Genomic DNA, 24607 nt, shown 5'->3' with positions numbered 1-24607 from the left:
TGATTAGGGTCGCCTAACCTTACCCCGAGCCGGACGGCTCCGGAAACCAGAGGTCACCTGTCAGAGGCGACCCTCGGCGTCGTCCGCCGACCGAACGCTCGCACCGCTTGCCGGGCCGTGAGGGTGGGCAGGTACGCGCGGGCCAGTGCCAGTCCGATGGCGGGGAGTGCGAGCGAGTCCGCGTACACCAGGTGCAGTCGGCGGAACTCCGGCCGGAACTTCGTCTTGAACCGGAGGAGCGATCGGAAACCGTAGACAGGTTCCAGCGATCGGCTGAGAACCGCCAGGATGGCGCGCAAGGAGGTCGACTGGCCGTCCGGATCCACATCCACCGCGAGGGGAGCTCCCGACAGGCTGACGAAGTCGAGTCCGTCGTCGCCGGCCAGGAGGATCGTCCGCGCGATGAGGAACTCCATGACGCCGTTCATGCTGTCCGGTGCGCGGCGCATGAAATCGAGCGTCCACCCGCGCACCCGCCCGTCGCTGAAGCTGGGCAGCCAGCTCGTCACGGCGTGGACGCGTCCCTCAGCGTCGACGGCGACCATGAGCATGACGGCGTCGTCCAGCAGTTCGTCGATGCCGCCGAGCGTGAACCCCATCTCGGGGAGGTCCCGTTCAGCGACCCACATCTCTGAGATATCCCGGACCTGCGCGGCCTGCCGCGGTGCCAGATCGCCGAAGCGCACCCACGACGCAGACAGTCCCTCTTTCTCCGCACGATTGATGGCAGTACGGATGTCCTTCATCTTTCCGCCCTGCAACGACCAGCCCGCGGGATGGATGACCGTCTCCTCCGCGACGGCGATCGAGTTGTACCCCCGCTCGCTCAGCCCTGCGCGGAGCTCGTCCGTGACCGAATAGAAGGCGACCGTCCACCCGTGGTGGGCGCAGTGCCGTGCGAAGGCTTCCGCGACGGCGGCGCCCTCGCCCGTCGGAGCGATCGGGTCGCCGGTGGTGATGGCCACGTCGTTGATCACGCGGTACGCGACTGCGCCGCCGCCGGGTGCGAACCAGTACTCGTTCCCCTCCCACGTCGTCATCCACGACAGTGTGCTCGGCGACCCCGCTCGCAGCAGCGTCGAGATGCGGGCGAGAGCAGGACCTCGAGCCGTGTCGAGCGGGGACCCGCTCTGCATCCCGCGGTGCGCGATGACGATGAGGACGATCCAGAAGAGCGGACCGACCCACTGCGACGCGGCGATCGCCACAGGACCGGTCGCGATCATGTCCACCGGCTCGAAGGCCAGGAAACCGACCGGGATGAAGTGCTCCGGAAGATCGAGGATGAGGGCGCTCACCGACGCAGTCGGGGAGAACTGATCGCGGACGATCCACGCGACGACGAGGTAGGCGGTAGCGGTTCCGACGAACGCGAGCAATGCCAGCCCGACGAACTTCACGGCCACGCGTCCGGCGTCCCTCGTGGGGAAGAGCGGCCGAGCGACCATCAGCATGATCGCGATGCCCGCCGGAACCAGGGTGGCGACCAGATCGAAGGCGCCGAACTGCTCGGCGGCCGTCGACTGGAACCGCGTGTACTGGCCGGACGCGACGAGAGGGAGGAATCCGTAGTAGACCGCCGCGATGACGGCCATCAGGATGTTGAGGCCGATCGCGAGGTACAGCCCGACGCGGCGGCCGCGATGGATGCCGCGCGCGGCGAGCAGCAGGGCGACCAACGGAAGCAGGGTGACGAGCACAGCACCCGGTCCGTCCAGGCGGGTCAGTGCGACGGCATCCAGGCACTGACGGGTGACATCGCCCGTCTCGCAGCGCGCCGCCACGAACGTGGGATCGCGGAGCGGGTCGCGGAACAGCGAGCCCAGCGGGTTCAGGACGCCGATGCTGTGCGGCGCGAGGATCGATACCAGCGGACCGAGCGCCGTCACGGCGACGACCGCCGAGAGGAGCGTGCGCGCCTCGCGGCGGGTCGCGCGAGGCCGTTTGATCTCGGGGCGACGGTGAGTCAGCAGGAGAACGGCGAGGACGCCGGCGACGCCGGCGCCCAGCCGGTACTGGTCGGCCGGCGCGCCCGCGTACAGGACGAGCACCGACAGGACGGCGAACCCGATGATCCGCACCCGTCGGCGCAGGAGAGGACGGGCGAAGGCGCTCGCCGCCATCATGGTGCCGGCCACCGCGATCGTCGGGTCGAACACGTGATGCCCGCGGGTCGCCTGCGCGCCGTACAGGTTGGATGCGAGCCCGAGCGCCTGCGCGGACAGGCCAAGGGCTATCCCGAGCACCGTGACCGCGGCGAACACCGCGAGAGTGCGGACATGGCCCATCCGGCGTTCGCTCCACCCGATCCCGACGATCACCGCGAGAAGGGTGAGGAACAGGCCGCCGGGCTTCGGGACGAAGAAGACGGCGGTGAACACCGAGAGCCAGTCGTGGTTGAGAAGGACGGTGTCGAACCCGGTCGACGCGATCGCATCGAGCGTGCGGCGGAAGTCGCCGGCCGGCCGTGTGAAGCGGTAGACGCTGGCGAGGGTGACGACCGCGGCGATCGCCCAGGTGACGGGGACGGATCGGGCCAGGCGTGCTGCGCTGCGACCCGCGGTGCGGCACCGGTCGGTGAACTCGGATGCCGCGGGCTCTGCCGCCGTCATCGGTCGAGTCCCCAGTGGTCGGCGATCAGGACCAGACCGCGCGAGAGGATCGCGCTCCAGGCATGGGAGTCGTGCGCCGTGTCCGGCACCTCGATGTAGTGGGTCTCCATGCCCGCGGCCCGCGCGTCCGAGACCAGGGTCCGGATGCCCGGGCGGAAGCGGTTGTCCTGTGCGCCGACGCCGAAGACGGCGATCGTGTCGGCGTAGGGAGCGTGCGCAGCCATGATGGCCGATGGGGCGGCGGCCGCGAACGCGCCGGCGTCTCCGCCGAAGCCCTCCGCGATGGTCTTCTCGTCGGGTCCGAGGGACGGATGCAGCTGGCCGGAGGCGTCGAGGATCGCGTCGAAGAGCTCGGGGTGCTCCGCGCCGAGCTGGCTCGCGCACGTCCCGCCCTGCGAGAGACCGCCCACGCCCCACGAGCCGGCGGCGAGCGTGACCGGCAGGTGCGCGCGGATCCACCGGGGCACGTCCACCGTCAGATAGGTCGCCGAGTTGCCGGCGCGCGCGGAGTCGATGCACAGGGGATTGGTGCCCGGCGAGCCGAGCTGGTCCGGCGACACGACGATCGGCGCCAGCCCGCGATGGGCAGCCGCGTAGGCATCGAGATGGTCGCGGAGATGATCGGTGAGGAGAGGGTCGGAGGGGGAGCCGGGCTGACCCGACATCACGATGAGGACAGGCAGGCGCGGGGGATGCCGCACCAGTGCCGCGGGGGGCAGGTAGACCACCGCCGGGCGGGCGACGAACCCGGACACCGTGGCGGGGATCTCGACGGAGGCGAGCCGGCCGCGCTCCGGCATCCCTTCCGGCTCCTGCCAGGACGCGATCGACGGTGCGTCCTCGCCGGCGGTGGCCAGGGGAGGCAACCCCTCGTCGATCGAGGTGATACCGAGGGCGCTGCCGATCGTCGGATACTGGCCGAAGTCGATGTTCACACCCATCGCGGCCGTCCCCACGAACAGCGCCGCGGCGGCGGCGCTCGCGATCGCCCGCGGCCAGGTCGGGTGCCAGAGCGAGGCGATGGCGACGCCGAGGGCGCCGGAGCACGCGATGACCCACCCGCGGACGACCGGCGTCAGGTCTGCGTCGAAGAGATCGAGGCGATCGGACAGCAGCCACGTGAGACCCCACCCGATCATTCCGCCGAGAAGCGTCGAGATGGTTGCCGTCGCGAGCCAGGGCTGCCGCCGCCAGCGGGCCGAGGGCCTTCGTGCCACCAACGTGACGAAGGAGGCAGCCGCCAGGAGGTAGACGAGGACCACGACGGGACCGTCGGTGATGTCGACGTCCAGCAGAACGTTCATGGAGCTCCTTACCCGCCCAGTCTGGTTCCGACGTCCGCCCAACCCGTCACGGACCGGGCACATCGCGGGGAGTTCATAGCAGCGCCATAGGAACGGAGTCCCGAGAGGACGAGCGTCGGGGGAGGGTGGCGGTCGTATACTGGGGGTTTGGCCACTCGGCCGCTTTCCCCCGAAGAACGGATGTCCGCTGTGCTCGCCGTGCACGATCTCGAGATCCGCGTCGGTGCACGCACGCTCATGTCGGACGTGTCGTTCCGCGTGTCGCCCGGCGACAAGATCGGTCTCGTCGGTCGCAACGGTGCAGGGAAGACGACGCTGACCAAGGTGCTCGCGGGTGACCTCATGCCGGCCGACGGCAGAGTGGACCGCACCGGTGAACTCGGCTACCTGCCGCAGGATCCGCGCACCGGGGACCCCGAGATGCTCGCCCGCACCCGCATCCTCGACGCCCGAGGGCTGGGTTCCCTCGTGATCGGTATGCGCGAGGCCGCCGAAGGCATGGCGTCGACGGATGCCGCTGTCGCCGACCGCGCCATGCGGAAGTACGGTTCGCTCACCGAGCGGTTCGAAGCCCTCGGCGGATACGCGGCGGAGGCCGAGGCGGCGTCGATCGCGCACAACCTCTCGCTCCCGGACCGCATCCTCGACCAGCCCCTCAAGACGCTGTCCGGCGGTCAGCGGCGCCGCATCGAACTCGCCCGCATCCTGTTCTCCGACGCGCAGACGATGATCCTCGACGAGCCGACGAACCACCTCGATGCCGACAGTGTCGTGTGGCTCCGCGAGTTCCTCAAGGGGTACAAGGGCGGGCTGATCGTGATCAGCCACGACATCGAACTCGTGGGCGAGACGGTCAACCGCGTGTTCTACCTCGACGCGATGCGCCAGGTCATCGACGTCTACAACATGAACTGGAAGAACTACCTCCGTCAGCGCGCCGCTGATGAGGAACGGCGTCGCAAAGAGCGCGCCAACGCCGAGAAGAAGGCCACTGCTCTCCAGCAGCAGGCCGCCCGGTTCGGCGCCAAGGCGAGCAAGGCCGCGGCCGCCCACCAGATGGTCGCCCGCGCCGAGAAGCTTCTGGCCGGCCTCGACGACGTCCGTCAGGACGACCGCGTCGCCAAGCTGCGGTTCCCCAAGCCCGCACCGTGCGGCAAGACGCCGCTCATGGCCAAGAACCTGTCGAAGTCTTACGGCTCGCTGGAGATCTTCGCCGGGGTCGACCTCGCGATCGACCGCGGGTCCCGCGTCGTCGTGCTGGGGCTGAACGGTGCCGGCAAGACGACCCTCCTGAGAATCCTCGCGGGCGTCGACAAGGCGGACACCGGCATCATCGAACCCGGCCACGGCCTGAAGATCGGGTACTACGCGCAGGAGCACGAGAACCTCGACGTCGGGCGGTCGGTCCTCGAGAACATGATGTCGGCCGCGCCGGACATCACCGCGACCGAGGCTCGCAAGGTACTCGGATCGTTCCTGTTCACCGGCGACGACGTCCTCAAGCCCGCGGGCGTCCTCTCCGGCGGCGAGAAGACGCGACTGTCGCTGGCGACGCTCGTCGTCTCGTCGGCCAACATGCTGCTGCTCGACGAGCCCACGAACAACCTCGATCCGGCATCCCGTGAGGAGATCCTCGGGGCGCTCGCGCACTACGAGGGTGCGGTCGTGCTCGTCTCGCACGACGAGGGCGCCGTCGAGGCGCTGAACCCCGAGCGCGTGCTCATCCTGCCCGACGGGGTCGAGGACATCTGGGGCCGCGACTACATCGACCTCATCACCCTGGCCTGACGCCTACCGACGGGCCCGACGCGGGTCAGCGGGCGTCGAGGAGTTCGTCCTCGGCTTCCATGTCGCGGTCGCGACGTCGCTGTGTCGGTCGGCGCGGCGGGGCATCCGGTCCGGCCTCCTCGTCCTCGCGTCGGTGACGGATCTCGGTGCGGATGATGTACCCGATGAAGGCGAACCCCATCACGGCGAACAGGATCCACTGGATCGCATAGGACAGGTACGGTCCCGGATCGGCCGACGGGTCCTCGAGCGGGTTCGGGCGGTCCGCGGGGGCGGGCGACTCGGTCGTCATGAGCACGTAGGCCGAGTCGAGGAGGGCGGAGGACTGTCCGGTCTCGGTACCGATCAGCTGCAGATCGATCGTGGGGACTTGTCCCTCGGGAGCGGAACGTCCCTCGCGAGCGGGACGTTCGCCCGGTTGCAGGCGGCCGACGACCGTCACCTCACCCGTCGGCGGCGCCGGGATGCTGTCGGGCTCAGGCTGGTCGTCGCCGGGCGGCACCCAGCCGCGGTCGACCACGACGACGCGTCCCGAATCGGTGCGGAACGGCACCAGGACCTCGAAGGCGCTCGTCCCGCCGTGCGGGCGGTTGCGGGCGAGGAGGGTCTGATCGGTGAGGTATTGGCCGGTCATCTCGACGGGTCGCCACTCGTCTTCCGCGGCGAGCGAACCCCCGTCGGGGATCAGTTCTCCCACGGGGACCGGTTCGCGCGAATAGTTCTGCGCCACGAGCCTGAGCTCGGCGTCGCGCTCGGCGTTCCGGGAGAACTGCCAGTTGGACAGGAAGGCGCAGGCGACGGCGAACACGATCGCCATCGCCAGGTATCCGCTCCAGCGGAGCGCGGTCTCGCGGTTCACGACGTCGAGGAGGGGGTCAGTGAGGCCACTTCGACGGGGAAGCTCCGTGACGCGAGGTAGTCGCGCAGGAACTCCACGTGGTCGGGACAGGCGACCCAGATCTTGCGGCGATCAGGGGAGTGGATGCGGGGATTGCGCCAGATGACCTGCCACTCGGCGTCCGCCCGGCATCCCGCGCGCGAGCACTGCGCGGACGTCATCGGTCCTCCCGAGGCGGGCTCTCCTGGATGCGGATCACGCCGTCCGTCGGTTCTTCCGGGGGAGCGGGCCGGGTGGGCGTCGCTTCGATCTCGCGAGAGGGGCGTTCGGCGACGATGACCTCCTCGCCCGTCCCGACGTTCGCCACGACGACAGCCAGGTACGGAAGGACAGCGGCGCCGGCGGCGAAGATCCAGGTCTGCCAGCCGTAGGGCGTGACGGTGACCATCAGGATGAAGCACGCCACGCGGACCGTCATCATGATGACGTAGCGACGGGTGCGAGAGCGGGCATCGACCTCGGGCGCCGTGGCGAGCGATGTCGCAGAGGGCGTGTGGTCGTGCTTGGTGCGGCGGGACGTGGGAGGGCTCCTCAGGAATACTGGCCGACGCTGGATGCCGTCGCAGCGAGCCCGATCACGACGACCAGCCAGATCACGAGCAGCAGCAGCCAGAAGCCGGCGCCGATCCAGCCCAGGATGGTGCCCCACAGCGCCATGCCGCGCCCGTTCTCGCCGGACGTCTTGAGCTGCTTGAGTGCCATGTGGCCGGTGATGATGCCGGGGATCGAGGCGAGGAACGGGATGATCGTCAGGCCGACGATCGATGCCACGAGCGAGATGATCGCCAGCACGTTCGTCGGACGGGCCGGCGCGACCGCGTAGCCGTGACCCGGCTGCCCGTACGCGGGCTGGCCATAAGGCTGTCCCTGGTACTGCTGACCCTGGTACTGCGGCTGACCGTAGGCCGGGGCGGCCGTGGGCTGCGGGTGGCCGTAGGGGGGCGCCTGCGGATATGCGGGCGGTGCGTACGGCGGCGCCGCGGGCGAGGAGGCGTCCGGTGCGGGCGGGGTCGGCGGCACGTCCGGGTGCTGCGGCGAGGTGTTCGTGGCGTCGGTCACGGCCGTCTCCTTCAGGCGAGTTGCCCCCAGCCTACCGCTCGCCCGCGCCGCTAGGCTGGTGCGGTTCACCCGGTCTGGAGCAAGGAGAAGCATGACCCGCGAGCGCGTCGTCCTGGTCACTGGAGGCAACCGCGGCATCGGCCGCGCGATCGCCGAGCGGTTCGTCGCGGAGGGGTTCGCCGTCGCGGTCACCGCGCGCTCCGGAGAGGGGCCCGAAGGCACACTGACGGTCCGTGCGGACGTCACCGACGCCGCCTCGCTGGATGCCGCCTACACCGAGGTCGAGCAGAAGCTGGGGCCCGTCGAGGTGGTCGTCGCGAATGCCGGCATCACGAAGGATACCCTGCTGCTCCGCATGACCGAGGACGACTTCGACTCGGTCGTCTCGACCAACCTGGGCGGCGCCTTCCGCGTCGTCAAGCGTGCCGCGAAGGGCATGCTGCGGGCCAAGTGGGGTCGCGTCATCCTCATCTCCTCGGTCGTCGGCCTCTACGGCTCCGCCGGGCAGATCAACTACTCGTCTTCGAAGAGCGCCCTCGTCGGCTTCGCCCGTTCGCTCACCCGCGAGCTGGGTTCGCGGGGCATCACCGCGAACGTCGTCGCCCCCGGGTTCATCGAGACGGACATGACGGCGGCGCTCCCCGACGAGACGCAGGCCGACTACAAGAAGAGCATCCCGGCGGGCCGATTCGGTGCCGCCGACGAGGTCGCTGCGGCCGTCGTGTGGCTGGCGTCGGACGACGCGGCGTACATCTCCGGCGCCGTCATCCCCGTCGACGGTGGTCTCGGCATGGGGCACTGACCCGCGTCAGCGCACCGCGTCGACGATCCGCCGCGACAGTTCGGCCGGCGCCGAGAACTGCGGCCAGTGTCCGGTGCCGAGCCGGACGATCTCGGCGTCCTCGATCGCGGCGAACTCCGCGGCGAAGTCGCCCCACGCCGTGACGACCCGACGGAACGTCTCATCGTCCATGGATCCCATGAGCATCGTCACCGGGACCCGGTGACGCTCGGTGCCCTCCATCACGACGGGGTCGGTCGGCACGCGTCGGGGGACGGATGCCGCCATCGGCGCCGTGCGGGCGCGTGTCTGCTCGTCGAGGTCCGCGGTGTCCTCGGCGTCGAAGAAGTCCCACCCCGGAAAGGGGATCACCCCGTCCACGACGGGGAACTCCGAGATCTCGGCTCCGGGTGGGGGAGGCGTCGTGTCGACCAGGACGACCCGCCGGATGCGGTCGGCGCGCTGCTCGGCGGCGGCCCACGCGACGTTGCCGCCTCCGCTGTGGCCCACGAGGACCAAGGGTCCGTCGATGCTGTCGACCTCGGCGACGACCGCGTCGACCCAGTCGGCGAGGCCGATGTCGGACTCGGGGGCGCCCACGCCCGGGAGGGTCAGCGGATGCGGCGTGTGCCCCGCGTCGCGGAGGGCGGGGACGACGTCGTCCCAGGAGGAGGCTGTCAGCCAGAGGCCGGGGATCAGGATGATGTCCATGTCGGCAGGGTAAGCCGCGCCCCCGACATCCCGCACGGGGTCAGGGGAGCAGGGGGATGAGTTCCGCCAGATCGACCCGCCCGGCGACGAGGTCGGCGCGCAGGCGTACGGCGGGTTTCGCGTTGAAGGCGATGCCGAGGCCGGCGGCATCCATCATCATGAGGTCGTTCGCCCCGTCACCCACCGCGATCGTCGCGGACGGGTGCACACCGTAGGCGCCCGCCCATTCGCGCAGCGCCGAGGCCTTCGCCGCGGCGTCGACGATGTCGCCGTCGACGGAGCCGGTGAGGATGCCGTCGCCCACCGCGAGGCGGTTCGCCCGCCACACGTCGACGCCGAGGTCAGGAGCGACCGTGTCGAGGATCTCGTGGAAACCGCCCGAGACGACCGCGGCGACGCCGCCGCGCTCATGGATCGCCGCGATCAGCTCGCGGACGCCCGGGGTGGGCTCGATACGGGAGAGCACTCGCTGGAACGACGCGATCGGGACGCCCGCGAGTTCGCCCACGCGCGAGCGCAGGCTCGTCGCGAAGTCGACCTCGCCCCGCATCGCCGCTTCGGTCGCCGCGGCGACCTCGGCGCCGCGGCCGGCTTCATCGGCGATGAGCTCGATGACCTCGTTGCGGATGATCGTGGAGTCGGCGTCGAACACGACGAGGAACCGGGCGTCAGGCACCCGACCACGCTATCGGCTCCGACGCCGTCGCGACGTCCGTCAGGACGGGATGCGGATGTTCTTGCCGACGACGGTGAGTCCGCTGTCGGTGACGGTGAACCCGCGGGAGAGGTCGAGCTCCCGGTCCACGCCCACCGTCGCACCCGGCTCGAGGACGACGTTCTTGTCGAGGATCGCGCGGTGCACGCGGGCGCCGGCGCCGACACTCACGTGGTCGAAGAGGACCGAGTCGGTGATGGTCGATCCGCCGCCCGACAGGGTCCAGGGACCGAGGACGCTCCGCTCGAGGTGTGTTCCCGACAGGACGCATCCGAGCGACACGATCGAGTCGATCGCGTTCCCGATGCGGCCCACCCCGTCGCGGACGAACTTCGCGGGCGGGGAGTTGACCGACTGCGAGCGGATGGGCCAATCCATGTTGTAGAGGTTGAAGATCGGCAGCGCGGAAATCAGATCCATGTGCGCGTCGAAGAAGGAATCGATCGTGCCCACGTCGCGCCAGTAGTCGCGGTCGCGGTCGGTGGACCCCGGCACGTCGTTGCGCTTGAAGTCGTAGACCGCCGCCTCGCCGCGCGAGACGAAGTAGGGGATGATGTCGCCGCCCATGTCGTGGTTGGACGTGGGCAGTTCGCCGTCCGCTTCGACGGCCTCGATGAGGGCGTCGGTGTCGAAGATGTAGTTGCCCATCGACGCGAGCACCTCGCCCGGGTTGTCGGGGAGGCCCGCGGGATTCTGGGGCTTCTCGAGGAAGTCTCGGATCGTGATGCCGTCTGCGGGATCGACGTCGATGACGCCGAACTGGTTCGCGAGGCCGATCGGCTGGCGGATGCCGGCGACCGAAGCGCGGGCTCCCGACGCGATGTGCGCGTCGATCATCTGCTGGAAATCCATGCGGTAGACGTGGTCGGCGCCGATGACCGCGACGATGTCGGGCTTCTCGTCGTGGATGAGGTTCAGCGACTGCAGGATGGCGTCGGCGGAGCCGGAGAACCACCGCTTCCCCAAACGCTGTTGAGCGGGCACGGACGTGACATACGACCCCAGCAGCGCCGACATGCGCCACGTCTGCGAGACGTGGCGGTCCAGGCTGTGCGACTTGTACTGCGTCAGGACGACGATCTGACGGAGCTCCGAGTTGATGAGGTTGGAGATCGCGAAGTCGATGAGACGGTACTGCCCGCCGAAGGGGACGGCGGGTTTGGCGCGATCCTGGGTGAGCGGCATGAGGCGCTTGCCCTCGCCACCGGCGAGGACGATACCGAGGACCTTGGGTGATGCTGGCATGTGCTCACACTAAGGCGATTTGCAACGGGCAAGCGAGGACTTTGGCGCGTGTTCCGCGTGGCCTAGAGTTCGGTCCATGCGCGTCGACATCGTCACGAAGGAGTACCCGCCGGAGATCTACGGCGGTGCGGGGGTCCACGTCACCGAACTCGTCTCGGCGCTGCGATCGCGCATGGAGGTCCAGGTCCGCGCGTTCGGCGCTCCGCGCGACGAGCCGGACACCACCTCGTACGCGGTCCCCGAGGGACTCATCGAGGCCAACGCCGCGGTGCAGACGCTCGGCACCGATCTCGAGATCGTCGGCGACGTCGCCGGCGCCGACGTCGTGCACAGTCACACCTGGTACGCCAACTTCGCCGGATTCCTGGCCTCGAAGCTGCACGGCATCCCTCACATCGTCACCGCCCACTCGCTCGAGCCCCTGCGTCCGTGGAAGGCCGAGCAGCTCGGCGGCGGGTACGCCGTCTCGAGCTTCGTGGAGCGCACCGCCTACGAGAACGCCGCCGCCGTGGTCGCCGTGAGCGACGGGATGCGGCGCGACATCCTGCGGAGCTACCCCGCCCTCGACCCGGCCAAGGTGCGGGTCATCTACAACGGGATCGACGTCGAGGCTTGGCAGCCGCGCGAGGATCCGGAGCTCCTGTCGCGCTGGGGCATCGACCCGTCGCGGCCGTCGGTCGTCTTCGTCGGCCGCATCACACGTCAGAAGGGCCTGCCGTACTTCCTGCGGGCGGCGGAGCTTCTGCCCCCCGAGGTGCAGCTCGTCCTCTGCGCCGGCGCTCCCGACACCCCGGAGATCATGGCGGAGGTCCAGGGTCTCGTTCGGAAGCTCCAGGAGACGCGCGACGGTGTCGTGTGGATCGAGGAGTTCCTGCCCCGGCCGGACCTCTGCGCCATCCTGACGTCGGCGACCACGTTCGTCTGCCCGTCGATCTACGAGCCCCTCGGCATCGTCAACCTCGAGGCGATGGCGTGCGGCGCCGCAGTCGTCGGGACGGCGACCGGCGGCATCCCGGAGGTCGTGATCGACGGCGTCACGGGGCGTCTCGTCTCGATCGACCAGGTCGAGGACGGCACGGGAACACCGGTCGATCCCGATCGTTTCGTCGCCGACCTGGCCGCGACGCTGACCGAGGTCGTGTCCGATCCCGAGAAGGCCCGCGCCTACGGCCGGGCCGGTCGCGAGCGGGCGGCATCCGACTTCAGCTGGGAAGCGATCGCGGATGCCACGGTGGAACTGTACCGAGAGGTCGCCACGACCGGCCGTTAGCCTGACGGCCGGGGCTCAGCCGGTCGATAGGCTGGGAGCATGCCTCAGGTGCTCGAACTCGCCGACGTCGTCGTCCGCCGCAATGCCCGCAACATCGTCGACGGGATCGACTGGACCGTCGACGCGGATCAGCGGTGGGTCGTCCTCGGCCCCAACGGTGCCGGCAAGACCACGGTGCTCCAGCTCGCCGCGACCCTCGCCCACCCGAGTTCGGGCACGGTCACCGTCCTCGACGAGGTCCTCGGGCGCACTGACGTGTTCGACCTCCGCCCCCGGATCGGGTTCGCCTCGTCGGCCATGGCCAAGCGGGTGCCGCAGGACGAGACGGTCCTCGACGTCGTCCTGACCGCTGCCTACGCCGTGGTCGGACGCTGGCGCGAGGACTACGAGGCGATCGACGAGCGTCGTGCGCGACGGGTCCTCGGGGAGTGGGGGCTCGCCGACCTGGCCGGCCGCACCTTCGGCACCCTCTCGGACGGGGAGCAGAAGCGCGTCCAGATCGCGCGCGCCGTCATGACCGACCCGGAGCTCCTCCTGCTCGACGAGCCCACGGCGAGCCTCGACCTCGGCGCCCGCGAAGAGCTCCTGAGCCTGCTGAGCGGGTATGCGAAGGAGGAGTCGACGCCCGCGATGATCATGGTCACGCACCACGTCGAGGAGATCCCCGTCGGCTTCACACACGTCCTCCTGCTGCGCGACGGCGCCGCGGTCGCCCAGGGACCGATCGCGGAGACCCTGACGGCGGAGAACCTGACGGCGACCTTCGGGATGCCGATCACGCTGACGTCGGAGGACGGCCGGTTCGCCGCGCGCGCGGCATCCTGATAGAATCTTGCGTTGGCGCGTTCGCGCTGCAGACTTTCACCCGCTCCTGGCAAAATCCAGGGCACTTCGTGAGGAACCCAATGAAGACTGACATCCACCCCGAGTACCGCGCCGTCGTTTTCCGCGACCTCGGCTCCGGCGAGACCTTCCTGACCCGTTCGACGGTCTCGAGCGACAAGACGATCGAGCTGGACGGCGAGACCTACCCGGTCATCGACGTCGAGATCTCGTCCGCTTCGCACCCGTTCTACACGGGCAAGCAGCGCATCATGGACTCGGCCGGTCGCGTCGAGAAGTTCAACCAGCGCTTCAAGAACTTCGGCAGCAAGTAAGCAGCCGTCCTCGAAGGCCCCGCTCCGGCGGGGCCTTCGTCGTTTCCGGATGCGGCCCGGTCAGCGGATCGGCCAGCTGCCGTCCACGTCGGCGTCGAGTCGGCCGATGCGGACGAAGTACTCGGTGAGGCTCTCGGCCTGCGCACGCGCCCAGGCCACCTGCTGCGTGTGGAGGTCGTGAGCCGAGACATCGAGGTCGAAGCGCGCGGCGATCGCCTGCGCGACGCGGCCCGCGGCGATCGCATCGGCCGCGGCGTCGTGCGCCCCTTCGAGGGCGACGGAGTAGTGCGCGGCGACGACCTCGAGCGTGCGCTTGCCGCGGCGGTACCGGTCGTAGGTCTTGTCGACGACGAGCGGGTCGATGACCGGCGACGGTGACTCGATCGGCGCGACACCGTGACGGATGCCCTCGTATTTGAGCAGCGAGAAGTCGAAGGGCGCGTTGTAGGCGACGACCGGGATGCCGGCGGCGAACAGGTCGCGCAGCGTGGCGGTCACCTCGGCGACGACCTCCGCGGCAGGGCGGCCCTCGGTGCGGGCCCGCTCGGTCGTGATGCCGTGGACCGCCGTCGCCCCTGCGGGGATCTCGACCCCGGGGTCTGCGAGCCAGGTGCGCGCGTCGATCACGGCGCCGGAAGCGTCGAGCACGCCGACGTGGGCGCTGACGATCCGGTCGGAGCGGACGTCGATACCGGTCGTCTCGAGGTCGAAGACGCCCAGCGGGCCCGCACACGGACCCGGCGAGACGGATTCGGTGGGGACCTCGGCGACCACGACGGACTCGACCGTGGCGGGCTCGGGGCGGGCGATCGCGGAGGCGACCTCAGCAGGAGCGGCCTCGTCCCACGTGTCGTCATCCCACAGCGGAAGTTCGTGCCAAGCGCCCATGCTCCGACGCTACGGTCGACCGCGGACATCGGGTCTGACGACGCGCCGCCGGGCAGGAGGCGGATCGCCCCCTCGTAGACTCAACGGGTGACTGCCGTGAATCCGTACGCCGAGCGCCTCGCGGCCGTCCCCGTCGAGCGACACGAGGTGACCGTCGCGGGTACTCCGACGGCGTACTGGGTCTACGGACCGGCGGATGCCGAGACCACGATCCTCGCGGTCCACGGCTTCCGCGGCGACCACCACGGTCTCGAACCGATCGTGGCGCAGCTCGACGGCATCCGCGTGATCTCGCCGGACCTCCCCGGCTTCGGTGAGACCCCGGCGTTCGCGGGCCGGCATGATCTCGACGCCTACGCGTCGTGGCTGACCGCCTTCGCCGACGAGGTCGCACCCGGGGCGGTCGTCCTCGGGCACTCCTTCGGCTCGATCGTCTCGTCGGCGGCCGTTGCACGCGGGCTCGCGACGCCGCGACTGATCCTCGTGAACCCCATCGGGGCGCCCGCGCTCGAGGGGCCCCGCGGCATCCTCACGCGCCTCGCGATCTTCTACTACTGGGCCGGCGCGCGGCTGCCCCGGCCGCTCGGCGACGCGCTGCTGCGCAACCGTGTCATCGTGCGGGTGACGAGCGTCGCGATGGCCAAGACGCGGGACCGTGGCCTCCGCGCCTTCATCCACGACCAGCACGACACCTACTTCTCGCGGTTCGCCGACCGCGACACCCTGCACGAGGCGTTCGTCACCTCGGTGTCGCACGACGTGCGCGAAGCCGCCGGGCGCATCGACGTCCCGACGCTCCTCATCGCGGCCGAGAACGACGACATCACGCCGCTGTCGGCCCAGTTTGAGCTGCAGCAGATGTTCCGGGATGCCGACCTCGTCGTCATCCCCCAGGTGGGGCACCTGATCCACTACGAGACGCCGCGGGCCGCGGCATCCGCCATCACGCGCTTTCTTCGGCCTTACGCCGACGGTACGCGTTGACGTTCATGCGGTTGCCGCAGTTGCCGGTGTCGCAGTAGCGCTTCGAGCCGTTCTTCGAGTAATCGATGTAGACGGCCTCGCAGTCGTCGGCTGAGCAGACGCGCACGCGGTCGAACTCGTCGGAACGGATGACGTCGACGAAGGCCATGGCCACCTCGACGGTGATGCGGGTGGCGAGCGGTGCGGCGTCGTCGGTGGCGTGGATGTGCCAGTCGTAGCCGTCGTGGATGACGAGCTGGGGGAGCGCCCGGCCGTCACGGAGCATGGCATTGACGATCGGCACCGCGGCGACGCGGTCGCCGGTCCAGAGCTGACGCAGTTGCGACCGAGCGGAGCGGAGTTGGTCCAGCTCGACATCGTCGCGGCGGATCGCTCCCGTGTACGGATACTCCTGCAGGAACTCGGTCATGTCGTCGAGGTTCGCGAGTCTGTCCACCCCCTCGCCGTCGATCTCGGGGAGGGAGTTCACGAGCGCGGTCGCCGCGCGCAACGCATTTTCCGTGTCATGGATGAACATGGTGTTGACTCCTGACGCGTGCCATCGCTAGTGTCACCAGTGTAATGACACTTAGGTCATGACGAATCGATCTCGCCCCTGAGGACAGCAGATGACTCGCACGATGTCCGTCCGGTCTTCCGCGCTTCCGGCGCGCGGCACGGTGCCGCCGAGCGGGCTGGTCCTGGCCGTCGTCAGCGCGCTGACGTTCTCGGTCAGCGGTCCCATCGCCAAGCCGCTGCTCGAGGGCGGGTGGTCGCTCGCGGCCGTGCTCGCCATCCGGATGGGGGTGGCCGGCCTCGTGCTCTCGCCCGCGCTCATCCGGACGCTCGTCCGACGGCGCGACTTCCTCCGCGTGCACTGGCTCTCGCTCGTCGCCTTCGGGCTGATCCCCGTGGTCGGCTGCCAGATCTTCTACTTCTCCGCCCTGCAGCGGATGCCGGTGGGCATCGCCCTGCTGATCCAGTACCTCGCGCCCGTCATGCTCGTCCTCTTCGTGTGGGCGCGGACCCGCCGTGCTCCCTCGCGCGTCGTGATCGTGGGTTCCGTCGTCGCGATGACCGGCCTCGTCCTCGTGGTGGACATCGCCGGCGCGCGTTTCGACCTGCTGGGCACCGTGTTCGCGCTCCTCGCAGCGGTGTGCGCCTGCGTCTACTTCGTGATGAGCGAGCGGACCGGCGACGATCTGCCGCCGCTGTCGCTCGCCGCGGGCGGGCTGCTCATCGGCACGGTGACGATCCTGCTGCTCGCGGCCGTCGGCATCCTGCCCCTCTCGGCGTCGGCCGCTGCCGTGGACGTGCTGGGGGCGACCGTCTCGCCGCTCGTCCCGCTCGTGCTCGTGGGACTGTGCACCGCGACCGGGTACGCGCTCGGCATCATGGCCGTTCCCCGTATCGGGTCGCGGTTGGCGTCGTTCGTCGGGCTCTCGGAAGTGCTGTTCGCGCTGAGCTTCGCATGGCTGCTGCTCGGGGAGGCGCCGGCAGGCGTGCAGTTCGCGGGCGGTGCGCTCATCCTCGCGGGCGTGATCCTCGTCCGCCTCGAGGAGCGCGCGCCCGCGGATGTCAGTTCCCCCGCCGAGCCGCTGCCAGGAGAGGTCGCACCCGGTATCCGATGACCTCGCCCATCGCGAGCGACGTCTCGGTGCGTTCGACGCCGTCGATCGCGAGGATGCGAGCGTCGATGTCGAAGAGGTGCTGCGTGTCACGCGCTGCGACGCGGACCAGGAGGTCGACCGGTCCGCTCATGCCGTGGCACTGCACGACCTCGGGAATCTCCTGCAACTCCGCCGTGATGCGCGGCAGATCCGCCTGACGCACCTGCACGTGAAGGATCGCGTCGATCGCGTATCCGAGCGCGGCGGGGGACATGGCCCGTTCGTAGGAGAGGAAGACACCGGAGCGTTCGAGCTTCGCCATGCGCGCCTGAACGGTGTTCCGCGAGAGCCCCAAGCGCTCCGCGAGCGCGACCACAGTGGCCCGGTGATCTTCGGCGAGGGCGTTCAACAGCTCGAGATCCACGTGGTCGAGGGCGCTCATAGTGCCACACCATAGCAGGGGCCACGTCAGCTGCTTACGCATCCTGCTCAATGTTCCGCTCGATGCTTGAGCGAGGTGCGATGTCGGCTTAGTGTCGCATCATCCGGCGACGAAGCCGGTGTTCTGCGCCGGTCGCCCGTCCACAAGATGCGCGTCCGCGATCAGAGAGGGACGATGATGACCGACACTCTGACCCCCGCCGCCGCACTGGCGAGCGATACCGAGGATGTGGCCCGCCTGCTCGACCACGAGGGGCGCCGCGTGCGAGACGAGCGGCTGGACCCGTGGGCCGCCGACGTCGATGCCCCCATGCTCCGCCAGGTGTACCGCGACATGTTCCTCTCACGCCGCCTCGATGCCGAGGGCGTCGCCCTTCAGAGGCAAGGGCATCTGGGCCTGTGGGCGCCGGCGCAGGGTCAGGAGGCCGTCCAGGTCGGTACCGCGTGGGCGTGCCACGACGACGACTTTCTCTTCCCGAGCTACCGCGAGATCGGCATCGAGGTCGTCCGCGGCGTGCAGCCGAAGGACTTCGTGATGGTCTGGCACGGTGCGCAGCACGCGAGCTGGAACCCGTTCGACGTGCACGTCGCGAACCCGCAGATCATCATCGGGGCGCAGAGCCTGCACGCCGTCGGCTACGCCATGGGCATACAGCGCGACGGCGGCGACCAGGTCGCGGTGGCCTACTTCGGAGACGGGGCGACGAGTCAGGGCGATGTCAACGAGGCGATGATCTTCGCGGCCTCGTACGGCGTCCCCGTCGTCTTCGTCTGCTCCAATAACCAGTGGGCGATCTCCGAGCCCGTGCAGTTGCAGTCGCGGACGCCAATCTCCCACCGTGCGCCGGGCTTCGGCATCCCGAGCCTGCGTGTCGACGGCAACGACGTCCTCGCCTGCATCGCCGCGATGCGCTGGGCCGCCGACCACGCCCGCAGCGGCCGCGGTCCCGCCTACCTCGAGGCCGTCACCTACCGCGTCGGGCCGCACACGACCTCGGACGATCCGACCCGCTACCGCGACGCCGACGAGGTGGTGCACTGGAAGGCCCGCGATCCGCTGGCCCGCGTCGAGTCGTACCTGCGCTCGCTCGGTGCGTTCGACGACGCGTTCGCCCAGACGCTGACGGCGGATGCCGACCGTTTCACCGCGGCGATGCGCAGCGCCGTCGTGGGTGCCGAGGCTCCCGAGCCCCTGCGGGTGTTCGACCAGGTGTACGCCGAACCGCACAGCGGGCTCGACGAGCAGCGCGCCCGCTTCGCCGTATACCTCGACGGCTTCTCGGGCGGAGCCGCACGATGACCGAGATGACGATGGGCAAGGCCCTCACCGCCGCCATGCGCCGTGCGCTCGCCGAGGACGACAAGACCCTCGTCATGGGGGAGGACATCGGCCGCCTCGGGGGTGTGTTCCGCATCACGGACGGTCTGCAGTCCGAATTCGGTCCGCGCCGGGTCGTCGACACCCCGCTCGCCGAGTCGGGGATCGTCGGGACCGCCGTCGGGCTCGCATTCCGCGGGTTCCGCCCGATCGTGGAGATCCAGTTCGACGGCTTCGTCTACCCCGCCTTCGACCAGATCGTCAGTCAGGTCGCGAAGCTCCACTACCGGACGCAGGGCCGCGTGAAGATGCCGATCACGATCCGCATCCCGTGGGCGGGCGGTGTCGGCGCGGCCGAGCACCACTCCGAGTCGCCCGAGGCGTACTTCGTGCACACGGCCGGCCTCCGCGTCGTCGCGGTGTCGAACCCGCAGGACGCGTACACGATGCTCCGTCAGGCGATCGCGAGCGACGACCCCGTCGTCTTCTTCGAACCCAAGCGGCTTTACCACGCCAAGGGCGAGGTCGACCTCGACGCCGACATCGCCGATGCCGCCCCGATGGGCCTCGCGCGGGTGGTCCGCGAAGGCACGGACGTCACCGTCGTGACCTACGGCGCCCAGGTGACGACGGCGCTGGATGCCGCGCTCGCCGCCGAGGACGAGGGGATCTCCCTCGAGGTCATCGACCTCCGGTCGCTGTCGCCCGTGGACTACGGCACGGTCGCGGCATCCGTCCGGCGGACCGGGCGGGTCGTGGTCACGCACGAGGCGGCCCGTGAGGCGGGCGTCGGCGCGGAGGTGATCGCGAGCATCACCGAGAAGTGCTTCCACTACCTCGAAGCGCCGCCGCTGCGGGTGACGGGCCACGACATCCCCTATCCGCCGGCGAAGCTCGAGCAGCATCACCTGCCCGACCTCGACCGCATCCTGGATGCCGTCGACCGGGTGCTGGGCCGCCCCTCGGGCGTTCCGGAGGTGACCGCGTGATCACCGAGTTCCGTCTTCCCGACCTCGGCGAGGGACTGCGCGAAGCAGAGATCGTGCAGTGGCACGTCGCCCCCGGCGACGAGGTCGCTCTCAATCAGACGATCGCCGAGGTAGAGACCGCCAAGGCGGTCGTCGAGTTGCCGTCGCCGTTCGCCGGCACGGTCTCCGCCATCCACCACGCCGAGGGGGATGTCGTCCCGGTCGGCGAGGTGCTGATCGCGTTCGACATCGCCGGGGCAGTCGATGCACCTGAGCCGAAGCGCGAGCCGAACCTCGTCGGCTACGGGGCCGCGCCGCGTAGCGACGCGCGTCCGCAGCGGCGGGCGCGGGCAGGGGCCGGCGGAGAGGCCGTCGACCTGGCCGTCCGCGAAGCGGCCCCGCACGACGCGATCGAGACCGCCCCTGCCGAGCGCGAGCCGCGCGAGCGTCCCCGGTCCACCCCGCCGGTGCGCAAACTCGCCCGCGACCTCGGGGTCGATCTCGATCTCGTGGCGGCGCAGGGAGTCGACGGCATCATCACGCGCGAGGACGTGGAGTCCTATGCGGCACGGAATCCCGCGGAGTCTGCGGCGGTGGCCCCGGCATCCGCCGCCCCTGTCGCGCCGATGGCGGCCTCGCCCGTGGATGAGCGGATCCCCATCCGCGGCGTCCGCAAGCACACCGCCGACGCGATGGTGCGCTCCGCGTTCACGGCCCCGCACGCGGCGACGTTCCTGACGGTCGACGTGACGGCATCCGTCGCCTTCGTGGCGGGACTGCGCGCCGACCGGCGCTACGCCGACGCCCGCATCGGGATCATGGCGGTCGCCGCGAAGGCCGTGTGCCTCGCCCTCCGCCGGACCCCCGAGCTCAACGCGACCTGGGACGAGGCGGCCGGCGAGATCGTCCGATACGGGCGGGTGAACCTCGGCATCGCCGCGGCGACCGACCGCGGGCTCGTCGTGCCGTCGGTGAAGGATGCCGGTGCGCTGTCGCTCGTCGACCTCGCCCAGTCGATCCGCACCCTCGCTGACACGGCGCGGGCGGGCAAGGCGACGCCCGCCGATCTGTCGGGCGGGACCTTCTCGATCACGAACTACGGGGTGTTCGGCGTCGATGCCGGGACACCCATCCTCGTCCCAGGGGAGGCCGGCATCCTCGGCCTCGGCGCCGTGCAGCGCCGTCCGTGGGAGTACGAGGGAGGCGTCGCCCTGCGCGACGTCATGACACTGAGTCTGTCGTTCGACCACCGGCTGGTGGACGGGGCCGAAGCGGCCCGGTTCCTCACCGACGTGGCCGACGTGTTGCGTGAGCCGGGAAGGGCGATGGTGTTCGCATGAGTCTGCCGATGACGGGATACGACCTCACGGAGGAGCAGGTCGAGCTGGCCGGGCTCGTCCGCTCGTTCGCCGACGAGGTGGTCGCGCCGGTCTCGTACGAGGCCGACCGCACCAAGACGCTGCCGATGGACGTCGTCACGCAGATGGGCGACATGGGTTTGTTCGGGTTGCCGTTCCCCGACGAGGTCGGCGGCCAGGGCGGCGACTACGTCACCCTGGGGCTCGCGATCGAGGCGCTCGCCCGCGTGGACCAGTCGATCGCGATCACGCTCGAAGCGGGGGTGAGTCTCGGCGCCATGCCGATCTTCCGCTTCGGAACCGACGCGCAGCGCGATGAGTACCTGCCCGACCTGCTGGCCGGGCGCGCGCTCGCCGGCTTCGGGCTGACCGAGCCGGAGGCGGGATCGGATGCCGGGGCCACCCGCACGACGGCGCGCCTCGACGCCGGCGACTGGGTGATCGACGGGGCAAAGCAGTTCATCACCAACTCCGGCACCCCCATCACCCGCTTCGTGACGGTCACCGCCGTGACGAGCGAGCCGGGCGCCGCGGCGCGCGAGATCTCGACGATCATCGTCCCGCACGGCACGCCGGGGTTCACCGTCGGTCCCGCGTACGACAAGGTCGGCTGGCACGCCAGCGACACGCATCCACTCGTCTTCACAGGCGCGCGGGTGCCCGAGGAGAACCTTCTCGGGCAGCGCGGGCGCGGTTTCGCGAACTTCCTCCACATCCTCGACGAGGGCCGCATCGCGATCGCGGCGCTCGCCACGGGGGCGGCGGAGGGATGCCTCGAGGCGGCCGTCGACTACGCGAAGAGCCGTGTCGTGTTCGGCGAGACGCTGGGAACGCGCCAGAGCATCCAGTTCATGCTCGCGCGCATGCAGCAGCGCGTCCACGTGTCACGTCTCGCCTGGCTGCACGCGGCACGCCTGCGCGACGCGGGGCGCCCGTTCAAGACCGAGGCGGCCATCGCGAAGCTCACCTCGAGCGATGCGGCGATGGACAACGCCCGCGACGCGACGCAGATCTTCGGCGGCAACGGGTTCATCAACGAGTACCCCGTCGCGCGGCACTTCCGTGACTCGAAGATCCTGGAGGTGGGGGAGGGGACGACCGAGGTGCAGCTGCTCCTCATCGCCCGATCGCTCGGCCTCGCCTGAGCCCGGCGAACGTGTCAGACGGGTAGTGCTGACGAGGTCAGGAGCGACAGCCAGTCGTCCTCCACGCGGAAGGTGTGCGCGGAGCCGTTGGCGAGCTTGTGGCCCGGCTCGGGGTACTCGCCCGAGGTCGCGTGGGAGATCACGGTGCGGATGAGCGCGCCGTGGGCCACCGCGATGACGTGCGGCTCGTCGGGTGCGACCAGCGCGCGGGCATCGGCGACCGCTTCCTCGATCCCGCGCAGTGCTCGGGTCGTGACCTCCGGCCAGGGCTCGGCGCCCGGGACCTCCGCGGTCGCCCAGGGCCCCCAGCGGTCGAAGAACTCGGTGTCGGTGAGTCCTTCGGCATCCCCGTAGCCGCGCTCCTGAAGTGCGGGGTATGTACGCGGTTCGGACAGGTCGAGGATGCCGGCGATGATGCGCGCGGTCTCGTTCGCCCGGGACAGGTCGCTCGAGACGATGACGGTGGGCGTCGACCGGTCGAGTACATCCGCGAGGGCGATCCCCGCGGCGCGGGCCTGCTCCCGGCCGGTGTCGTTCAGGGGGATGTCGGTCGACCCCTGGATCCGGCGGGCGCGGTTCCAGTCGGTCTCGCCGTGGCGCACGAGGGTGAGAAAGGTCACCGGACGAGCCTACGACGAGGCGGCAGCCTCACCGGCCGGCGAGCTCGCGCCCGAGGACCGTGAGCACCTCGGAGGTCCCGGCGTCGATCTTGACGGTCGCGCGCGTGTCGCCGCGCGTCTCGCCGCGGTTGACGATCACGATGGGCAGCCGCCGGCGGCGGGCGCGGTCGAGGAGCCGGATGCCGGAGTTCACGACCAGGGAGGATCCGGCGATCAGCAACGCGGTACTCGAGCGGACGAGCTGCTCGGCTTCGCGGAACTTCTCGAGCGGGATGTACTCGCCGAAGAAGACGACCTCGGGCTTCAGCATCCCGCCGCAGACGGAGCAGTCGGGGACGACGAAGCCGTCGCTCGCAGCGGGCAGGACGTCGCCGTCGGGACCGAGCTCGACGTTCTCGGGCACCGTGATCCAGGGGTTGTCGCGCTCGATCCGCACGGCCAGGTCGCGGCGGTCGAAGACCTGGCCGCAGTGCAGGCACGAGACGCGCCGCATCGTGCCATGGAGTTCGACCACGCGCCGGCTGCCGGCCCGCACGTGCAGGCCGTCGACGTTCTGCGTGATGACGCCCGACGCGACGCCGGCGTGCTCGAGCGCCGCTAGAGCACGGTGTCCCTCATTGGGGGCGGCGGCGGCGAACGTCCGCCACCCGAGGTGGCTGCCGACCCAGTAGCGCCGGCGCGACGAGTCGTCGGCGAGGAACTGCTGAGCAGTCATGGGGGTCCGGACAGGAGCGCCCTTGCCGCGGTAGTCCGGGATGCCCGAATCCGTCGAGACACCGGCGCCCGTGAGAACGGCGACACGGTGCCCGGCGAGCGCGTCGGCCGCGCGTTCCACGGCAGCCGTCGCCTCGGCATCCAGGTCCAGCACGCTCATGGCCCTCCTCAGGGGATCGAGCCTACGCCGTCGTCGTTTCGCGGAGGTCACCACGGCCCGTGACAGCCCGCCCATGACAGCATGGGGCCATGACGACGATCCGCATCGACAATCCGTCGGATCCGCGTCTGTCGGACTACCGGGGACTCACCGACACGGCGCTGCGCCGGATCGCCGAGCCCGAGGGCGGCCTCTACATCGCCGAATCGGCGAAGGTGATCTCCCGCGCGGTGGGTGCCGGGCATCGACCCAGGTCCGTGCTCGTGCAGGAGAAATGGATCGACGACGTCGCGGTTCTCGCCGGTGACGCGCCCGTCTACGTCGTCCCCGACACCGTTGCGGAGCAGGTGACCGGGTTCGCGGTCCACAGAGGAGCGCTCGCCGCCATGCATCGGCCGGTGCAGCCCGATCCCGCGCAGCTCCTCGAGCACTCCCGGACGGTCGTCGTCCTCGAGGACATCGTCGACCACACCAACGTCGGGGCCGCCTTCCGAGCCGCCGCGGCGCTGGGCGCCGATGCCGTCCTCGTCTCGCCCCGGTGCGGAGACCCGCTCTACCGTCGCAGCGTCCGGGTCAGCATGGGAACGGTCTTCCAAGTGCCGTGGGCGCGCCTTCCCGAGTGGGATGCCGCCGCGCCCCTGTTCGCGGCCGCGGGAGTGCACCTGGCGGCGATGGCGCTGGCCGACGACGCCGTGTCGCTCGACTCGTTCGCCGCAGCCCGGCCCGACAAGCTCGCGATCCTCATGGGGTCCGAGGGGGAGGGTTTGTCCGCCTCAGCGCTCGCGGTGGCCGATTCGATCGTCACCATCCCGATGGCGGGCGGTGTCGACTCGCTCAACGTCGCATCCGCGGCGGCGGTCGCCCTCTGGGCCCTGCGCTGAA

At 70.1% G+C, this 24607-nt stretch carries 26 protein-coding genes; 12 read left to right on the top strand and 14 right to left on the bottom strand.

Annotated features, from left to right (window positions below; all coding sequences use genetic code 11):
• Nucleotides 1–53: 53 nt before the first annotated feature.
• Together Q9S78_RS12875 and Q9S78_RS12870 are read right to left on the bottom strand one after the other, a co-directional pair.
• Nucleotides 54–2612 carry an MprF family protein gene (locus Q9S78_RS12875; RefSeq protein ID WP_311870566.1) on the bottom strand — a complete coding sequence of 853 codons (2559 nt, stop codon included), beginning with the start codon at nt 2610–2612 and terminating at the stop codon, nt 54–56.
• Nucleotides 2609–3916 (bottom strand): alpha/beta hydrolase, encoded by a 1308-nt coding sequence (locus Q9S78_RS12870; protein ID WP_311870564.1) that lies wholly within the window; start codon nt 3914–3916, stop codon nt 2609–2611. The genes Q9S78_RS12875 and Q9S78_RS12870 overlap by 4 nt, the downstream gene beginning before the upstream one ends.
• A 189-nt stretch (nt 3917–4105) precedes the next feature.
• Here Q9S78_RS12870 and Q9S78_RS12865 point away from each other — a divergent pair, with 189 nt between their 5' ends.
• Nucleotides 4106–5704 (top strand): ABC-F family ATP-binding cassette domain-containing protein, encoded by a 1599-nt coding sequence (locus tag Q9S78_RS12865; protein ID WP_026302832.1) that lies wholly within the window; start codon nt 4106–4108, stop codon nt 5702–5704.
• Nucleotides 5705–5729: 25 nt separating this feature from the next.
• Here Q9S78_RS12865 and Q9S78_RS12860 read toward each other — a convergent pair whose 3' ends face one another.
• Genes Q9S78_RS12860 through Q9S78_RS12845 form a run of 4 tightly spaced genes read right to left on the bottom strand, consistent with a single transcriptional unit; the run spans nt 5730 to nt 7661 of the window.
• Nucleotides 5730–6563, bottom strand: coding sequence for an SURF1 family cytochrome oxidase biogenesis protein (locus Q9S78_RS12860; protein WP_311870562.1), 834 nt, complete (start codon nt 6561–6563; stop codon nt 5730–5732).
• On the bottom strand, nt 6560–6763 hold the full coding sequence (locus Q9S78_RS12855; protein ID WP_116229236.1) for a hypothetical protein: 204 nt from the start codon (nt 6761–6763) through the stop codon (nt 6560–6562). Before Q9S78_RS12855 ends, Q9S78_RS12860 begins: the two co-directional genes overlap by 4 nt.
• Nucleotides 6760–7251 (bottom strand): DUF3099 domain-containing protein, encoded by a 492-nt coding sequence (locus Q9S78_RS12850; RefSeq protein ID WP_311870561.1) that lies wholly within the window; start codon nt 7249–7251, stop codon nt 6760–6762. Before Q9S78_RS12850 ends, Q9S78_RS12855 begins: the two co-directional genes overlap by 4 nt.
• A complete protein-coding gene (locus tag Q9S78_RS12845) occupies nt 7134–7661 on the bottom strand; it encodes a DUF4190 domain-containing protein (RefSeq protein ID WP_311870560.1) in 528 nt (175 codons plus the stop codon). Before Q9S78_RS12845 ends, Q9S78_RS12850 begins: the two co-directional genes overlap by 118 nt.
• A 91-nt stretch (nt 7662–7752) precedes the next feature.
• Between Q9S78_RS12845 and fabG the strand changes: the two genes are divergently transcribed.
• A complete protein-coding gene (gene fabG, locus Q9S78_RS12840; protein WP_018186533.1) occupies nt 7753–8463 on the top strand; it encodes a 3-oxoacyl-ACP reductase FabG in 711 nt (236 codons plus the stop codon).
• Nucleotides 8464–8469: 6 nt separating this feature from the next.
• On the opposite strand, the gene Q9S78_RS12835 is transcribed toward fabG, so the two are convergent.
• From Q9S78_RS12835 to glgC, 3 genes are read right to left on the bottom strand one after another with little or no spacing between them, the layout of a single operon-like run.
• Nucleotides 8470–9153, bottom strand: coding sequence for an alpha/beta fold hydrolase (locus Q9S78_RS12835; protein ID WP_018186534.1), 684 nt, complete (start codon nt 9151–9153; stop codon nt 8470–8472).
• Between the two features lie 40 nt (nt 9154–9193).
• A complete protein-coding gene (gene serB, locus Q9S78_RS12830; RefSeq protein WP_020097490.1) occupies nt 9194–9829 on the bottom strand; it encodes a phosphoserine phosphatase SerB in 636 nt (211 codons plus the stop codon).
• 39 nt (nt 9830–9868) lie between these two features.
• Entirely contained in the window at nt 9869–11113 is a 1245-nt protein-coding gene (gene glgC / locus Q9S78_RS12825; protein ID WP_018186536.1) for a glucose-1-phosphate adenylyltransferase, read from the bottom strand.
• Nucleotides 11114–11189: 76 nt separating this feature from the next.
• Here glgC and glgA point away from each other — a divergent pair, with 76 nt between their 5' ends.
• The 3 genes from glgA to Q9S78_RS12810 all read left to right on the top strand — a co-directional run bounded on the left by glgA (nt 11190) and on the right by Q9S78_RS12810 (nt 13540).
• Nucleotides 11190–12383, top strand: coding sequence for a glycogen synthase (gene glgA / locus Q9S78_RS12820; protein ID WP_311870558.1), 1194 nt, complete (start codon nt 11190–11192; stop codon nt 12381–12383).
• A gap of 39 nt (nt 12384–12422) precedes the next feature.
• On the top strand, nt 12423–13208 hold the full coding sequence (locus Q9S78_RS12815; RefSeq protein WP_311870557.1) for an ABC transporter ATP-binding protein: 786 nt from the start codon (nt 12423–12425) through the stop codon (nt 13206–13208).
• A gap of 80 nt (nt 13209–13288) precedes the next feature.
• Nucleotides 13289–13540, top strand: a complete 252-nt coding sequence (locus tag Q9S78_RS12810) for a type B 50S ribosomal protein L31 (RefSeq protein WP_018186539.1) — start codon at nt 13289–13291, stop codon at nt 13538–13540.
• Between the two features lie 60 nt (nt 13541–13600).
• Here the strand turns inward: Q9S78_RS12810 and Q9S78_RS12805 are convergent, their stop codons facing one another.
• Nucleotides 13601–14428: an exonuclease domain-containing protein gene (locus Q9S78_RS12805; RefSeq protein WP_020097487.1), complete on the bottom strand. Its 828-nt coding sequence runs from the start codon at nt 14426–14428 to the stop codon at nt 13601–13603.
• Nucleotides 14429–14515: 87 nt separating this feature from the next.
• Between Q9S78_RS12805 and Q9S78_RS12800 the strand changes: the two genes are divergently transcribed.
• On the top strand, nt 14516–15412 hold the full coding sequence (locus Q9S78_RS12800) for an alpha/beta fold hydrolase (RefSeq protein ID WP_018186541.1): 897 nt from the start codon (nt 14516–14518) through the stop codon (nt 15410–15412).
• Here Q9S78_RS12800 and Q9S78_RS12795 read toward each other — a convergent pair.
• Entirely contained in the window at nt 15372–15929 is a 558-nt protein-coding gene (locus Q9S78_RS12795; RefSeq protein ID WP_018186542.1) for a CGNR zinc finger domain-containing protein, read from the bottom strand. The two genes, Q9S78_RS12800 and Q9S78_RS12795, sit on opposite strands and share 41 nt — an antisense overlap.
• Before the next feature lie 103 nt (nt 15930–16032).
• Between Q9S78_RS12795 and Q9S78_RS12790 the strand changes: the two genes are divergently transcribed.
• The gene (locus Q9S78_RS12790; protein ID WP_231370898.1) at nt 16033–17022 is read left to right on the top strand and encodes an EamA family transporter; all 990 of its coding nucleotides are present in this window, start codon (nt 16033–16035) and stop codon (nt 17020–17022) included.
• Here the strand turns inward: Q9S78_RS12790 and Q9S78_RS12785 are convergent.
• Entirely contained in the window at nt 16970–17443 is a 474-nt protein-coding gene (locus Q9S78_RS12785; protein WP_018186544.1) for an Lrp/AsnC family transcriptional regulator, read from the bottom strand. The two genes, Q9S78_RS12790 and Q9S78_RS12785, sit on opposite strands and share 53 nt — an antisense overlap.
• A 177-nt stretch (nt 17444–17620) precedes the next feature.
• Between Q9S78_RS12785 and pdhA the strand changes: the two genes are divergently transcribed.
• The 4 genes from pdhA to Q9S78_RS12765 are packed head-to-tail and all read left to right on the top strand — an operon-like array spanning nt 17621 to nt 22231.
• A complete protein-coding gene (gene pdhA, locus Q9S78_RS12780) occupies nt 17621–18742 on the top strand; it encodes a pyruvate dehydrogenase (acetyl-transferring) E1 component subunit alpha (protein WP_311870555.1) in 1122 nt (373 codons plus the stop codon).
• Nucleotides 18739–19749, top strand: a complete 1011-nt coding sequence (locus Q9S78_RS12775) for an alpha-ketoacid dehydrogenase subunit beta (protein WP_018186546.1) — start codon at nt 18739–18741, stop codon at nt 19747–19749. Before pdhA ends, Q9S78_RS12775 begins: the two co-directional genes overlap by 4 nt.
• On the top strand, nt 19746–21068 hold the full coding sequence (locus Q9S78_RS12770) for a dihydrolipoamide acetyltransferase family protein (RefSeq protein WP_311870552.1): 1323 nt from the start codon (nt 19746–19748) through the stop codon (nt 21066–21068). Before Q9S78_RS12775 ends, Q9S78_RS12770 begins: the two co-directional genes overlap by 4 nt.
• A gap of 8 nt (nt 21069–21076) precedes the next feature.
• A complete protein-coding gene (locus tag Q9S78_RS12765) occupies nt 21077–22231 on the top strand; it encodes an acyl-CoA dehydrogenase family protein (protein ID WP_311870719.1) in 1155 nt (384 codons plus the stop codon).
• Nucleotides 22232–22245: 14 nt separating this feature from the next.
• On the opposite strand, the gene Q9S78_RS12760 is transcribed toward Q9S78_RS12765, so the two are convergent.
• Both Q9S78_RS12760 and Q9S78_RS12755 read right to left on the bottom strand, forming a co-directional pair.
• Nucleotides 22246–22851 carry a histidine phosphatase family protein gene (locus tag Q9S78_RS12760; protein ID WP_311870550.1) on the bottom strand — a complete coding sequence of 202 codons (606 nt, stop codon included), beginning with the start codon at nt 22849–22851 and terminating at the stop codon, nt 22246–22248.
• Between the two features lie 28 nt (nt 22852–22879).
• Nucleotides 22880–23725, bottom strand: coding sequence for a Sir2 family NAD-dependent protein deacetylase (locus Q9S78_RS12755; protein WP_311870548.1), 846 nt, complete (start codon nt 23723–23725; stop codon nt 22880–22882).
• 89 nt (nt 23726–23814) lie between these two features.
• Here Q9S78_RS12755 and Q9S78_RS12750 point away from each other — a divergent pair, with 89 nt between their 5' ends.
• Nucleotides 23815–24606, top strand: coding sequence for a TrmH family RNA methyltransferase (locus Q9S78_RS12750; RefSeq protein WP_311870546.1), 792 nt, complete (start codon nt 23815–23817; stop codon nt 24604–24606).
• Nucleotide 24607: the final 1 nt, after the last annotated feature.

Source organism: Microbacterium aquilitoris, assembly GCF_031932285.1.
Lineage (GTDB): Bacteria > Actinomycetota > Actinomycetes > Actinomycetales > Microbacteriaceae > Microbacterium > Microbacterium aquilitoris.
Note: the sequence above shows the minus strand (reverse complement) of the source record. Positions and strands in the feature narration are given on the sequence as shown.

Excerpts from the sequence above, each read along its gene's own strand:
- Q9S78_RS12875 (WP_311870566.1), bottom strand. The coding sequence starts at position 2,612 with ATGACGGCGGCAGAGCCCGCGGCATCCGAGTTCACCGACCGGTGCCGC.
- Q9S78_RS12870 (WP_311870564.1), bottom strand. The coding sequence starts at position 3,916 with ATGAACGTTCTGCTGGACGTCGACATCACCGACGGTCCCGTCGTGGTC.
- Q9S78_RS12855 (WP_116229236.1), bottom strand. The coding sequence starts at position 6,763 with ATGACGTCCGCGCAGTGCTCGCGCGCGGGATGCCGGGCGGACGCCGAG.
- fabG (WP_018186533.1), top strand. The coding sequence starts at position 7,753 with ATGACCCGCGAGCGCGTCGTCCTGGTCACTGGAGGCAACCGCGGCATC.
- Q9S78_RS12835 (WP_018186534.1), bottom strand. The coding sequence starts at position 9,153 with ATGGACATCATCCTGATCCCCGGCCTCTGGCTGACAGCCTCCTCCTGG.
- glgC (WP_018186536.1), bottom strand. The coding sequence starts at position 11,113 with ATGCCAGCATCACCCAAGGTCCTCGGTATCGTCCTCGCCGGTGGCGAG.
- glgA (WP_311870558.1), top strand. The coding sequence starts at position 11,190 with ATGCGCGTCGACATCGTCACGAAGGAGTACCCGCCGGAGATCTACGGC.
- Q9S78_RS12815 (WP_311870557.1), top strand. The coding sequence starts at position 12,423 with ATGCCTCAGGTGCTCGAACTCGCCGACGTCGTCGTCCGCCGCAATGCC.
- Q9S78_RS12810 (WP_018186539.1), top strand. The coding sequence starts at position 13,289 with ATGAAGACTGACATCCACCCCGAGTACCGCGCCGTCGTTTTCCGCGAC.
- Q9S78_RS12805 (WP_020097487.1), bottom strand. The coding sequence starts at position 14,428 with ATGGGCGCTTGGCACGAACTTCCGCTGTGGGATGACGACACGTGGGAC.
- Q9S78_RS12795 (WP_018186542.1), bottom strand. The coding sequence starts at position 15,929 with ATGTTCATCCATGACACGGAAAATGCGTTGCGCGCGGCGACCGCGCTC.
- Q9S78_RS12790 (WP_231370898.1), top strand. The coding sequence starts at position 16,033 with ATGTCCGTCCGGTCTTCCGCGCTTCCGGCGCGCGGCACGGTGCCGCCG.
- Q9S78_RS12785 (WP_018186544.1), bottom strand. The coding sequence starts at position 17,443 with ATGAGCGCCCTCGACCACGTGGATCTCGAGCTGTTGAACGCCCTCGCC.
- pdhA (WP_311870555.1), top strand. The coding sequence starts at position 17,621 with ATGACCGACACTCTGACCCCCGCCGCCGCACTGGCGAGCGATACCGAG.
- Q9S78_RS12775 (WP_018186546.1), top strand. The coding sequence starts at position 18,739 with ATGACCGAGATGACGATGGGCAAGGCCCTCACCGCCGCCATGCGCCGT.
- Q9S78_RS12765 (WP_311870719.1), top strand. The coding sequence starts at position 21,077 with ATGACGGGATACGACCTCACGGAGGAGCAGGTCGAGCTGGCCGGGCTC.
- Q9S78_RS12755 (WP_311870548.1), bottom strand. The coding sequence starts at position 23,725 with ATGAGCGTGCTGGACCTGGATGCCGAGGCGACGGCTGCCGTGGAACGC.
- Q9S78_RS12750 (WP_311870546.1), top strand. The coding sequence starts at position 23,815 with ATGACGACGATCCGCATCGACAATCCGTCGGATCCGCGTCTGTCGGAC.